The sequence below is a fragment of the Vibrio sp. 1069 genome (assembly GCF_033340555.1).
Genome location: NZ_JAWOWP010000002.1, coordinates 540,270 through 553,363 on the forward strand (window position 1 = coordinate 540,270; position 13,094 = coordinate 553,363).

Genomic DNA, 13,094 nt, shown 5'->3' on the forward strand with positions numbered 1-13,094 from the left:
ATTAGCCAACTAAACGTTATTTAACGACCAAAGACAGATCTTCTAACAATACTTGATATGTGTTGTAACCGGTCTTATCCACTTTAATGACTTGTCGCCAATTTGAGTTTTCAATATCTCGAAACGCGACGACAATGCCTAAATATTCTGTCTTTGGAGACATACTTGCTTGATATGTTTCTTTCTGACCTGGAGTTAATGAAACTTCATATTTATTCACTAAATCAGGTCCTAAGACTTTTTCACTTTCTTCATAAATAGAAAAAAAGTCCTGGCTTTCGAAAATGGTATTTGACGTTAATTCAAATACATACACCACTACAGGAGAAGGCCTGCCGTTTGAATCAGGATTAATGTTATGACTTGCTGCTATTTCTAAATCTGAGTATGGATCAACAACTAGGTTCGCTGCTGAGCACCCAAATAAAGCCATTGAAATTAATAACAAAATATATTGGTAAAACTTTTTCATCACCCTAATTCCTAGCCTTTGTTTTTTAATGCTAATTCATAGTGCTTAGCGAAGTCTTCTAAATAGAACGGAGACTCTTTATTGATAATATCATCGGATAACTTTTCATGAATATCCTCAAACCTCTTCCAACTTTGAGCATATTTTCTAGCTGGAATAACCTTATTGATAACCGTGTCTTTCGCTAAAGCATCTGAGTATATAGAAGTAGGTTCAACAAGTGACATAACACTCGAAACCGTACCTTCAACACCTTTCATTAAGGCTTGCTCATGACTTTCGATGTCATTAAATGCTTCTTTAATGGCTGCATTTGGCTTTAAGAAGCTAGCAGTTTGACGGTTATATAAGTTATGAATCGCATCTTCTAAGTTTGCAGAAAACTTTAAAGGGTTATTTTCTGACTTACGAAATGCGGTATGACTAAGTCGATTTGTTTGCTTAAACACCGCTCTGTTATGCAGTGTTTCCATTAAACCAACTAGCATCAAAGAAAATGACTCCCCCAGTTGTTCAAACCATTCCTCTCGGTTATCGCTGGGAATCATCATTGGATCTATACCCACCCCTCTAACAAAAGCCGCAAGTTCACCCCCATTGGTATCAAAGTTGGGAGTCGATAGGTGTTCTGATTGTCGGTTAACTTTCGGTAAAGTTTCAGATACGGTGCTCTGTTTTTCGGGCTTTGGGATATCAATAAAATCATCGACTAAACCAATATCTAGCTGAAAGTCAGAAGGAACACTTTCGTTTAAGAGTTCACTAGCACTAAGGCCTAGGTCAACAAATTCCTCTTCCGATGGACTTGAGACTACTTCAGGGGGGGCGCTAGAAAGACTTTTACTTGTCTCAAGGCTGAATACATCTGTATCTGTTTGAACAGAAACTGAAATTTGATAATCCCCTAAGCTAACCATATCGTCATTGCTTAGTGCTATTTCATTTCCTTGACCCACAGGAGTTACAGCATTATTTACAAAAGTACCATTAGTTGAGAGGTCTTTTATCAAGTATTTGTCACCAAACTTAATCAGTTCTCCGTGGGTTCCGGATACCACTCTTTCAGGATCTGGTAGTGTCCAATCACATTGTTCAGACCTACCAAATGTAACCTTGGCATGTTCATCACTTGATTCAAACACGAACTCACTCTCAATCTCTGGAGTAAATTTGTGAAAACTTGTTATGGTTAAAACCAACTTCATGTAAACCTCGCCAAAGACCTGCTAGATATTATTTTTAATTTTATTATTAACTGCTTTCTTATTAACAGTAAGATTAATAAAAACCTTAATACTGCCATTGAAAATCATGCACGGAATAATGAATCATTTTTTTATCAAAGCAATCACGTATTGTTCAACAATTTTAATTATCCAACCAAGTTCAAATTTTTGACACTTAGACTTTCATCAATAAAAAAACGAATGTTAGTTTGGCCGAGAAATTCTAACATAATGACTTTTCATTGAGCAGAAAGGTATATATTCCCCCATCATTTATACGGAGTTCTTGTGATGGAAGACAGTAATAAAAACAATTCTATAAATAACGAAGAAAGCGGAGATAAAACTAAAATTGTAAAGACTCAAAAACGAGACAATGCAATTAAAACAACTAAACTCACTAATAATGAAACCTCCGTTAAAAATAAAAATGAAACAAATACAAAACTGTCTCAAAAAGAAAACACTCCGTTAGTTAATAAGAAAAAAAACAATAAAGATGACTCATTAAATAATAACAAAGATGTTATTAACAAAAGCTTAATAGGAACGACCGTTAAAAATCGGTATGAAATTGAGTCGGTTATTGGGCATGGTGGGCTTTGCGATGTTTACTTAGCTAAAGATAAGATTCTTGAATCTTCAGGTTCAGAAACACCCTACGTTGCGTTAAAAATATTACAGAAAGAGTTTGCTTCTCAACCAGAGACTGCACGCATGTTAATACGTGAAGCTCAACAAACTCAAAGGTTAAGCCACCCTAATATCATTAGGGTTTTTGATTTTGGTGTTGATGGCGAAATATACTTTTTAGTTATGGAGTATATTAACGGAGAAACATTAGAGAGTTTAATACAGCGTTCTAGGCCCCATGGGCTGAAGTTTAATGCAACTTTATCAATCCTAAATCAGGTACTCGATGCACTCTCATATGCTCACTCTCTTGGTGTAGTGCACGCCGACCTAAAGCCCGCTAATGTGATTTTAACGTCTGAGGGTAACGTTAAGCTGCTTGATTTTGGTGTATCTAAAACACATCAATTAAAGCAGGATCAATATGCGGCTAAACGTAAATCCGAAAATGTTGAAACGCTTGGTTATACTCCCAACTATGCATCACTCAACCTGTTATCCGGTAAGGAACCGAACTTAAGCGACGATATGTTTGCTCTATTTTGTATTGCTTATGAGTTATTGAGTTGCAAACACCCTTACGCAAGAACTCCAGTTAATGAAGCTCTCAAAAAGAAGATCAAGGTCTCTAAACCAACTAACATGCCTGCATCTAAGTGGCCAATATTTTCAAGCGTATTTTCAACTGGCATCATTCCGAACGAGCTGACCCCTGAGCAGTTGAAACGCAAATTGAATATGCGCTATTGGCCTATCGCTAGCGGCGCGGCAGCGAGTATATTATTAGTTAGCGGCATTGTATTTGGTTATCAGCAGCAACAAGAAACCATCGCCAATTTGGAAACCGTTATTAGCAAGCAAAATGATCAAATTGCCGGACAAGAGTGGCAGCTTGATACGCCAGAAGAAAAAAGTTTGGCACTGATTGATAGTGAAAAAAGCTTACATCCAGTCGTTAAGGCTGGCTTATTACGATTACACAAGACCTATATTCTCAGCGAGTTTGAATCTGAAATTGATCAGGTTTTGAATTCTGATGCCAACAACTACCCGAATTATGATGAAATTGAGTCCATACTTGATAAAGCAAAAACCTACTACCCTGACTCACATAAAATAGAAGTTCTTGCCTTAGATATTCAGTCAAGCAAGCACTCCACGTTACTTTCGATAGCAAGGCAAATCAACAGTCAACTTGAAAAGTCTCGGTACAGTAAAGAAGACGGCAGTAAATCCATCTATGAGCTCAAGGATGAGTTAAATCAGATTCATCAAGGTTATCCTTTCACGCCAAGTTCGTTATCTAGCGATGTTTTCGGTCAGCACCTCACTGAAGCACTCAAAAAGAAAGACGCAGCTGCACTTGTTGCTCTTATTAAGGTTGGGAACACCTTCTTTTCAAACGTAAAAGAGCATCAAGAGAACTTACAGATAAGTAATGCGATGAAAGATGCAGTGCTGGAAATGAAATTATATGAGACAGCGCTAGATTCCAACAGCCCTCTACCGTTTCCAGAAGATGCCGCTAGAATCCTGTTCCAAGAAGAGTTTGAAAACTTTTATTCTCGCCTAGAAAAGGCAAGGACGACAACTCATCTCGATAACTTGGTGAAGGATGTGGATCTGTTCTCGAAAAACTTTCCTATTGGTTTTCAGGATGTTAACGATTTAAGATTCAAAACTGCTGATAAATACTTACGCTTCTCCGATATATTGCTTAATAAGCGAAGGACTTCAAGCGCAAGACGCGCTATGAAGAAAGCCAACGAGCTTATGAAGCAAATAGAACAGGACTCTAAGCAAAGCTAGTAATACAAAAGGGACGCGAGTCCCTTTTTTGCCGTAGATTACTTGCCAATATGCAACTAGATTGCTAATTTATACTTGTACTTAATGAGGAGAGTTAGCCTTGACTGAAGGAATAGTCAAAGTTGGCGAACGTCTGGCGTCCGTATGTAACGATAGCCTTAAACTAGGACTGCAAGACACTTACCGACTCGGCGTTTTACTTGGAAACATCCCCTTTGCTACTTGTGTTAAAAACACGCGAGTTGAAGTTTTTTCATCCCTACATTTCGACCATTGCCGTTTGGATATAAGTCAAAATATCTTTAACAATGACTTTCTTTTTGTAAGTTTATCTCAAGCGACAAGCAAACTATTTCTGCTCAAATACTGGTTATGCCATTCATACCTTCGGCTAAGCCTTCATTATCCGAAACATTCCTCTACCTCAACGTTTAATAGGGGTATACATGATTAATTTTGATGTTCTCAATACATACATGGATAACGACGTAGATCTGATCGTCACTGTTTTTTCTACATACCTTGAAGATCACACGAATGATATAGAGCGTATAGATGAGCTATATGCAAGCAGATGTTGGTCAGAACTCTATCTATTAGCTCATAGTTTAAAAGGCATTCTAGAGAGTTTCGGAGAAGACACCGCGGTCATTGCGTTTCAAAGAATAGAAGAAAAAACCAGAAACGATACAGCGCCAGATAGCTCAGATATAGCTATAGTTACTAAAGAGCTAGCTGCAATTAATCAACAAATCTTCGCTTACTTGAAGAATATGCAATAAAGAAATTCAAGGCTTAACTGGGGGAAATATGGCAATGAATAATAGCAATTTCAGGGAGTTGATTGAGTCTCTCAAAGACCTAACACCAACTCAAAAAAGGTACTTACTTAGCCGTACAAAGATGGCGCTAGATGATGAAAGTAATATGTTAAACATCAGTGATATCCTAACACCAGAAGAGTTGGAGGCGTTACTATCACCAGCACCAACAACGAATACAAAATAACAATGATATACAACGCCACCGTCAGATTAACGCTAGGGACCAAGTGAAGCAAATCGACTTTGCTTGGTTGTTAGTTTCTCTCCCAATTCCTTTTCACTACAACAAACGTATTGTTTTCGAAACCTTTTTCCAATTTAAACAGGTCAGATAATTGAGCGACTAACATCAGTCCGCGACCAGAGGAGGACCAACTATCGTCATCCATTAAGTTAGGTGCCTCAATCTGTTTATTTTTATGTTGGATGAACGTCTTTTCATTGATCGGCGCTCCGCAATCAGAGACTCTAAGTTCCACGAAACCGGACACTTGGTCATCCCCAACCCTACACTCCACTTCAATTGGCTGGCCTTCTATTTCACTGTAAGAATGAATATAAGCGTTATTCATGAGCTCAACGACACAAAGCTCCAATGATTGAATTGCATTTAAGGGGATTTGATGACCCATCAAAAACCGAACAACGTCTTTGCTCGCACTTCGTGAGTGAGTAAGGGAGCTCCCGTAAGTTCGTTTAAATTCGCTCTTTGACATTCTTTTCCTTAAAATCGAGCCTCTCACCATGCCATTTTACCTGTAAAAGGCTGGCATCATCATCAAACTCATCTTCGTTGTGCCAAGATTGTACTTTTTTAAAGACGTCTCCCACTTGATCTTCAACTGGCAGCGTGCAAACAGCTTTTATACTCGATGCCAATCGTTGTAGTGAAAACATCTCCTCACCCTGCCTCGCTTCAATCAAACCATCCGAATAAAGCCACAATGCATCGCCCTCATCTAGACTAATTTGGTTACCGCTATATTCCATCGGCTGCATTGCACCAACGATAAAGTTATCGTCACCTATCTGTTCCATCGTTTTCGTACTCGCTCGCCAAACTAAGATCCTGGGGTGGCCAGCCGTGCAATAGCTAAGTCGCCCTGATTTTGTGTTAAGAATGGCGTAAGCCATAGTAAAGTAAAGTTGACTGTTTCTAGTTTGCTGATAACGCCGATTTAGCCGTTCAATCACAGATGCTGGCTCACTTACGCAATAGCCGTCATCTCTCAACTCCATCGTGATCGAATCAGGCCCCTGACTTTGAGATAGTGTCTGTTGAATAGAAAAAGCCATCAAAGCTGAAGAAATACCATGACCAGAAACATCACATACATAAAACGCAACATGGTGTTCATCGAGCTCCAAATACCCCAACATATCACCACCAATCTGGGAGCATGGTTTGTAGACATAGCTAAAATTTACATTCTGAATAGTTGATTCAGCAGGGAGTAGTTGCTCCATCAGTTGACTCGCAGACTGCAGGTCTTGGTGAATTGTTTGGTAGGCCGCATCTAGCTCTTTATTTCTCTCAACGAGTTTGTTGTGCAGTTCTAAAGTACGAAACCCCGCACGGATTCTGGCCTGAAGTTCCTCTACAGACGTCTTCTTATCTACGAAATCATCTGCGCCAGCATCAATGCCTTTCACGATCGAACTTTGGTCATTTCTAGAAGACAGTAGAACAAAAAAAATGTAACGTTCGCTAACTTTAGATTTTAATTGGCGACACAATTCAATACCATTAATTCCAGGCATCATTAAATCACTCAGCACAAACTGAATATCAGGGCGGTGGGTTAGCACTTCGAGCGCCGCTCGTCCGTCTTCAACAGCAAGCACTTCATAGCCTTGCTTTTCCAATGCACTGCTGATGTAAAGCAGTACTGTTTTACTGTCATCGACCAAAAGAATGGGTTTCATCTGCCTCCTTAAAGTGGTTGCTATACTGGCTAACGCAAAACACTAGTCACTGACTGCTCATTTCTAAAACGGCTGTAGTCTTCGGCTAATAATTGGTGTTGATATCGAGTGTAAGACAACGCTTCATTAGAAATTAGTATCTGATGCTCTTTTTCGATTAACTGACTTTGCAGCCTTTCAATCTGTTCATTCTGCTGTGTGTAATTGAGGTACAGTGCGAATAGACCAAAAACCGAAACCATTAACAGGGCGATTAGAATATTATTGATAGTTTTCACTTGAATATTCATGACCTCTCCTTGTCTATTATTAGACTTTCCATGGTGAAAGAGAGCGTCTACGGACCAAGAGCTCAAGGCTCTAAAACGCAACGAAGCAAATTGAGGTTGTTTTTCCAATTATAGGCGATAGGAGAAAAAATAAGAAAAATCTGAAAAAATTTGAATATCCTGCTGAGTTAAGAATCGGTAAGGTGGTAGCAGCGAGCTATCATCCACTCGCTGCAATACATTAACTCTGAAATGCAGGTCTAGCTAAAATTTGGTTATACCATCGAGCAATGTTTGGCGACGTCGATAGCACATCAATTTCTAGGCCTTTAATTGCGAAACTGATCAAAATAAAGCCTGTTATATCGACGATAGTAAAATGGTCTACGGCGATAAAATCATTATGTTCAAGACGCTTGTCTAAGACAGGCAGAAATTCGTAGACGCGTTGTTTTGATTCTTCGCCCCATGCTTCAACACAACGTTCTCTGTCTCCATAAACTCCGGTCATGTTTCGAAACGCCTGAAATGCCGCATTTAGTCCTTGGAACTCCACCACACGATGCCACATTTCCACCTGAGCACGTTCGAGCTGGTTTGCACCAAACAGCGCCAGATCATTTTCAAACGCTTCATCTAGGTAGCGACAAATCGCCACGCTTTCACAGATCGTCGTGCCGTCATCCAGTTCCAGTAAAGGCACTTTGCCGTTCACGCTTTTCGATTTAAACGGTTCAGATAGGTTATCGCCCTCACGAACGTTCAGCGCAATTCGCTCAACCTCGCCACCGATTTCCTTTAGAAAAATGCTAACTCGCTTACAACTTGGAGTCATTGCGGTTTCATAGAGCTTCATTTCACATCCTTTTATCTTTTTCTAACCGATTGGTTAGGATATACTGTAGCCAGTTTATAAACGATCAGTCAAGAACTTCACTATCAAAAATTTTCAAACAGTTGTGGGTCTGTTTGCTGAGCGAGATTTTTGATGCCGTTTGTGAGTTCACATGAATTTGGAGGCTGATACCCAAGCATAGATGGGTATTCATCATATTGGTTCAGTTCGAACGCTAGAGGTTCTCTGTACCATCCCTCCAAAGCAATTTAATTACCCGATAAGCAGACCCAGGCAGGTAATTTATGGCAAGAAAAGCCAACTTCGACCGAGATGAAAAGCTTCTCGTGGCTATGGATGTGTTTTGGCGCAAGGGCTTTGCGAACACGTCCATCTCGGATCTCACCGACGAGTTGAACATCAACCGCTTCAGTCTTTACAACACCTATGGTGACAAGCAACAGCTCTACTACGAAGCGCTCGATACCTACTTGAAAAAGGTCTCGCTACCGTCACTGAATGATTTGGAAAAAGACGACGCGTCTTTACCTGAGTTGGAATCGTTCCTTAAATCTTTTGCTGAGCTGCAACGTAAACGCAACTGTGGGTGCTTTATTCAAAATGCGTTGATTGAGCACGCTGGCGAAGACGACGACGTACTGCGCAAAGGGCATTTTTTGTTTGACCATCTTATCGACATCATTGTAGATGCGCTGACTAATGCGCAAAAAGAAACCTTAGTGCCGAAAACGTTGAAACCAGAAGAGCTTGCTCGTTTTGTTCTCAACAACATGCAAGGTATGCGCGTACTTGGCAAAGCCAAACGTTATGCCGATTTGGATACCGCGCTTTCCTGCTTGCTGGTTTTGATTAGGAAGTGACATGTCGATTGAAGTGATAGCAGTACGTCTTACCAAAGGTATGGACTTAAAGCTGAGCCTTGCGAAATTGGTCGAGCAGCATGGTATCAAAGCAGGCTCGATTGCCTCATGCGTTGGCTGTGTCTCTCACCTCAACCTTCGTTTGGCAGGTGCAGAGAGTACGTTAACCAAACAAGAGCCATTTGAAATCGTCTCTGTGATGGGAACACTAACACCTGAGCATCAGCACGTTCATATCTCAGTGTCTGATCGTGAAGGACAAGTCTGGGGTGGGCATTTGCTGGAAGGCACAGTGATTGATACTACCGCAGAGTTGATCATCCATTCGTGCTCAGAACTTGAGTTCACTAGAGCGATGGACGACTCGACTGGCTATACCGAACTCCAAGTGAATCCTTCCAAATAGCAAAAAGCTCCAGAGCCATACTGTGCTGTCTCTGGAGCTTTATTCGCTTGTCTCTTACGCTAAGAATTTACTCATATCGAGCAAACTAAAGAACTTCGAAGATCATTCTTCGACTAAGTAACAAACCTGATTATCGTCGGCCGTTACTTGCCACGTTTTTAGACTGTGCGCTTCGTCTTCCAAACACTGCCCACTCTTTAAACTGAAATGCTGTTTGTACAGTGGCGATGCAACACACATCTCACCATCAATATCACCGACAATCCCTCGACTCATCACATAAGCCTTGCCAATTGGGTCCCAATCTTGAACGGCGTAAACACCGTTATCAGGAATGTAGAATAACGCGACATGCTCGCCTTCAATCAATACAGTGGCACCGATGAACGGCATTAGGTCATCAAGCTGACACAATTTCACTTTGGTTAAAGCAGCCATTTACACCTCCTGTTTCACTGGAATACGCTGACCGCGTACACGTTGGTACGGCAAGACTTTGCTGCCCGACGTGCTGTTCAAGAAAGGACGGAAGCGTTGCAATTTTTGAGGATTATCCAACGTGCTCTTCCACTCACACTGATAGGTATCTACGACTCGTGCCATTTGTTCATCCAAAGAGTCACATAGGTTGAGAGAGTCATCCAAAATCACTTGTTTAAGGTAATCTAAGCCCCCTTCCATGTTCTCCATCCACACCGACGTACGCTGCAAGCGATCTGCGGTGCTGACGTAGAACATCAATACTCGGTCGATCATGGTGATCAACTCTGATTTGGATAGGTCGGATGCAAACAAATCAGCGTGTCGTGGTCTCATGCCGCCATTACCACAAACGTATAGATTCCAGCCGTTTTCGGTGGCGATCACCCCAATGTCTTTACTTTGCGCTTCTGCACACTCGCGAGTACAGCCCGATACGGCAAACTTAAGCTTATGGGGCGCTCGCAATCCTTTGTAGCGGCTCTCTAACTCAATAGCTAATCCGACCGAGTCATCAACACCATAGCGACACCAAGTAGAGCCGACGCAAGATTTCACGGTGCGCACCGATTTACCGTAGGCATGCCCTGTTTCAAAACCAGCATCAATTAAGGTTTGCCAGATTTCAGGAAGCTGTTCTAACTGCGCGCCAAATAAATCCACGCGCTGACCGCCAGTGATTTTGGTGTACAGATCGTATTGCTGAGCAACTTCGCCTAGCACGATGAGTTTGTCTGGTGTAATTTCGCCGCCCGGAACACGAGGTACAATTGAGTAAGAGCCATCTTTTTGCAGGTTTGCCATAAAGGCATCGTTAGAATCTTGCAGAGATTGATGTTGAGGCTCCATGATGTGTTCATTCCACAAAGAAGCAAACACAGATGCCGCTGTTGGCTTACAAATATCACACCCATGCCCTTTGCCATGCAGTGCAATTAAGGTATCGAAGTCTTTGATCTGTTCCACTTGGCAAATATGAAACATCTCTTGGCGACTTAACTCAAAGTGCTCACAAAGGTGGTTGTTAACCTCTACCCCCATAGCTGCCAATTGAGTATCCAATACCGACTTCACCATATTGCTACAGCCACCACAGCCAGTACCGGCTTTGGTGTTCGCTTTAAGGTCCGTCAGGTTGGTGGTGCCAGCTTGAATCTCGGCAACTAAGTCGCCTTTTGTGACGTTGTGACAAGAACAGATGATGGCGCTGTCTGGCATCTCTCCGTCCAGCATTCCGGTATCAAACAGCAGGTTCGCCGCGTGGTCTGGCAGGACTGTTTTGTTCAAATAACACTGTAAGAGCGCATCGTAGTCGCTGTTGTCACCAACGAGAATCGCACCAAGCAATTGAGTGCCACTCGCATCAACTACCAGCTTTTTGTAGATGCCTGCGACCGCATCTTGCAAGACCATTTCTTGAGCACCTTCGGTTTGCATTTGTGCATCGCCGATAGACGCCACATCCACCCCAAGTAGCTTGAGCTTGGTGCTCATGTCTGCGCCTTTAAAACCTTCGCTTGGCATACCAGTCAAGACATCGGCAGTGGTTCTCGCCATGGTGTAACCGGGTGCGACCAAACCAAAGATCTTCTGCTCCCAAAGGGCACATTCGCCAATCGCGTATATGTTCTCATCGCTGGTTTGGCATTGGTTATTAATCACAATGCCGCCTCGCTCGCCTATTTCTAGCTCAGCCAGCCTTGCCAACTCATCTTGAGGGCGAATACCTGCGGAAAAGACAATCACATCCACTTCGAGAGGATCTTTGTCTTTAAACACCATGCGATGCTTAGCCGTTTCACCATCGCAGATTCGTTCCGTACCCGTTGAGGTGTGAACGGTTAGCCCTAGCGCTTCAATCTTCTCTTTTAGCACTAAGCCAGCACCATCATCTAACTGTACGGGCATCAGGCGAGGTGCAAACTCAATGACGTGAGTTTCTAGCCCCAATAGTTTGAGTGCATTTGCCGCTTCTAAACCCAACAAGCCGCCACCAATCACTGCGCCTGTTCTTGCGCCTTCACATGCCTTTTTGATTTGTGAAAGGTCATCAAGCGTGCGGTAGACAAACACATTGTCTCGGTCTTTACCTTCAATTGGAGGCACAAACGGGTAAGAACCGGTCGCGAGCACGAGTTGGTCGTAACCCAGCACATCTTCACCATCAAGCAGAATACGCTTTTGCTCTCTGTCGATGCCTGTTACTTGGCTGCCAAGTACGAGTTGGATGCCATGCATGTCGTACCATTCTTGGTTACTCAGCATCAAATCATCATGAGACTTACCCGCAAATAAAGAAGAAAGTTGTACACGGTCATACGCGATAAAGCGCTCTGCACCAATCACGGTAATTCGGTGCTCCAAATGTGCATTTTTCTGCACCAATTGCTCGACAAGGTGTTGCCCGACCATACCGTTACCTACCACAACAATGTGGCTTAATGCGTTCTTTACTGGAATCGTTAAAGGACTATTCATCACTGCCTCCTTATGCCGTTTGCGCTGCGGTTTTGGGCTTGCCTTCTTTCGAAGCAGGAATCTCGACTTTGGATTGCTTCTCGTAAAGGAACTTCAGCACCGCTTGTCGACACTTCTGATACTGCGCATCATCTGCCAGTGCGACACGCTCGCGAGGACGCGGTAGATTCACTTCCAACACTTCACCAATGGTCGCTGCCGGACCGTTAGTCATCATCACGATTTTGTCGGATAGCAGCACCGCTTCATCCACGTCGTGGGTAATCATGATGACGGTATTGTTTAACTCGGCTTGAATCTTCATCAGTGCATCCTGTAAATGCGCACGAGTTAACGCATCCAACGCGCCAAATGGTTCATCCATCAATAAAACCTTTGGTTGAAGTGCCAGTGCTCTCGCAATGCCGACTCGCTGCTTCATACCACCCGAGATTTCATCCGGCTTTTTGTGCGCGGCATGCTGCATTTGAATCAGCTCCAAGTAGTGATTCACTTGTTCCTGAATCCACGCTTTGCCCTTTTTGCCTTCAATTTGTTTTACAGCTAGCTCAACGTTTTGATATACGGTGAGCCAAGGCAATAATGAATGGTTTTGGAACACCACTGCGCGGTCTGGTCCCGGTCCAGCTACTTCTCGTCCATCGACGATCACGCCGCCGTCTGTTGGCATGTGTAGCCCTGCGACTAAGTTCAATACCGTTGATTTACCACAGCCAGAGTGACCAATTAGGGATACAAACTCGCCTTTATTGATTTGTAAATCGACGTTGTTAAGCGCGATGAACTCGCCATCTGGCGTTGGGAATCGCATCCCTAAACGCGTTAGATCTAATAATGCTTTTTCCATGATCTTTT

Annotated in this window: 14 protein-coding genes; 5 read left to right on the forward strand and 9 right to left on the reverse strand. The window is 42.6% G+C overall.

The genetic code is table 11. The features are described 5' to 3' along the window. Positions 1–16: 16 nt before the first annotated feature. Both tssJ and tagH read right to left on the reverse strand, forming a co-directional pair. The gene (gene tssJ / locus R7040_RS05490; protein ID WP_017820223.1) at positions 17–472 is read right to left on the reverse strand and encodes a type VI secretion system lipoprotein TssJ; all 456 of its coding nucleotides are present in this window, start codon (positions 470–472) and stop codon (positions 17–19) included. Positions 473–483: 11 nt separating this feature from the next. Further along, on the reverse strand, positions 484–1,677 hold the full coding sequence (gene tagH, locus R7040_RS05495) for a type VI secretion system-associated FHA domain protein TagH (protein WP_053307738.1): 1,194 nt from the start codon (positions 1,675–1,677) through the stop codon (positions 484–486). 312 nt (positions 1,678–1,989) lie between these two features. On the opposite strand from tagH, the gene R7040_RS05500 reads away from it, so the two are divergent. The 3 genes from R7040_RS05500 to R7040_RS05510 all read left to right on the forward strand — a co-directional run bounded on the left by R7040_RS05500 (position 1,990) and on the right by R7040_RS05510 (position 5,148). Next, positions 1,990–4,140, forward strand: coding sequence for a serine/threonine-protein kinase (locus R7040_RS05500; protein ID WP_318081115.1), 2,151 nt, complete (start codon positions 1,990–1,992; stop codon positions 4,138–4,140). 446 nt (positions 4,141–4,586) lie between these two features. After that, positions 4,587–4,922, forward strand: a complete 336-nt coding sequence (locus tag R7040_RS05505) for an Hpt domain-containing protein (RefSeq protein WP_025767707.1) — start codon at positions 4,587–4,589, stop codon at positions 4,920–4,922. Between the two features lie 34 nt (positions 4,923–4,956). Further along, entirely contained in the window at positions 4,957–5,148 is a 192-nt protein-coding gene (locus tag R7040_RS05510) for a hypothetical protein (protein ID WP_025767706.1), read from the forward strand. 70 nt (positions 5,149–5,218) lie between these two features. On the opposite strand, the gene R7040_RS05515 is transcribed toward R7040_RS05510, so the two are convergent. The 4 genes from R7040_RS05515 to R7040_RS05530 form a co-directional block, all read right to left on the reverse strand. Continuing rightward, the gene (locus R7040_RS05515) at positions 5,219–5,596 is read right to left on the reverse strand and encodes an ATP-binding protein (RefSeq protein WP_246542892.1); all 378 of its coding nucleotides are present in this window, start codon (positions 5,594–5,596) and stop codon (positions 5,219–5,221) included. 64 nt (positions 5,597–5,660) lie between these two features. Then, on the reverse strand, positions 5,661–6,890 hold the full coding sequence (locus tag R7040_RS05520; protein WP_318081116.1) for a PP2C family protein-serine/threonine phosphatase: 1,230 nt from the start codon (positions 6,888–6,890) through the stop codon (positions 5,661–5,663). A 29-nt stretch (positions 6,891–6,919) separates the two neighbouring features. Continuing rightward, on the reverse strand, positions 6,920–7,180 hold the full coding sequence (locus R7040_RS05525) for a hypothetical protein (protein WP_005375908.1): 261 nt from the start codon (positions 7,178–7,180) through the stop codon (positions 6,920–6,922). A gap of 220 nt (positions 7,181–7,400) precedes the next feature. Further along, the gene (locus tag R7040_RS05530) at positions 7,401–8,015 is read right to left on the reverse strand and encodes a glutathione S-transferase family protein (RefSeq protein WP_005375905.1); all 615 of its coding nucleotides are present in this window, start codon (positions 8,013–8,015) and stop codon (positions 7,401–7,403) included. Between the two features lie 284 nt (positions 8,016–8,299). Here R7040_RS05530 and R7040_RS05535 point away from each other — a divergent pair, with 284 nt between their 5' ends. Together R7040_RS05535 and R7040_RS05540 are read left to right on the forward strand one after the other, a co-directional pair. Then, on the forward strand, positions 8,300–8,875 hold the full coding sequence (locus R7040_RS05535) for a TetR/AcrR family transcriptional regulator (RefSeq protein WP_318081117.1): 576 nt from the start codon (positions 8,300–8,302) through the stop codon (positions 8,873–8,875). Position 8,876: 1 nt separating this feature from the next. Beyond that, the gene (locus R7040_RS05540; RefSeq protein ID WP_318081118.1) at positions 8,877–9,281 is read left to right on the forward strand and encodes a PPC domain-containing DNA-binding protein; all 405 of its coding nucleotides are present in this window, start codon (positions 8,877–8,879) and stop codon (positions 9,279–9,281) included. A gap of 102 nt (positions 9,282–9,383) precedes the next feature. Here R7040_RS05540 and nirD read toward each other — a convergent pair whose 3' ends face one another. From nirD to R7040_RS05555, 3 genes are read right to left on the reverse strand one after another with little or no spacing between them, the layout of a single operon-like run. Continuing rightward, positions 9,384–9,719, reverse strand: coding sequence for a nitrite reductase small subunit NirD (nirD, locus tag R7040_RS05545; protein ID WP_318081120.1), 336 nt, complete (start codon positions 9,717–9,719; stop codon positions 9,384–9,386). Continuing rightward, positions 9,720–12,239 carry a nitrite reductase large subunit NirB gene (gene nirB, locus R7040_RS05550; RefSeq protein WP_226083048.1) on the reverse strand — a complete coding sequence of 840 codons (2,520 nt, stop codon included), beginning with the start codon at positions 12,237–12,239 and terminating at the stop codon, positions 9,720–9,722. Between the two features lie 10 nt (positions 12,240–12,249). Further along, on the reverse strand, positions 12,250–13,086 hold the full coding sequence (locus R7040_RS05555; protein ID WP_213914829.1) for an ABC transporter ATP-binding protein: 837 nt from the start codon (positions 13,084–13,086) through the stop codon (positions 12,250–12,252). Positions 13,087–13,094 lie beyond the last annotated feature (8 nt).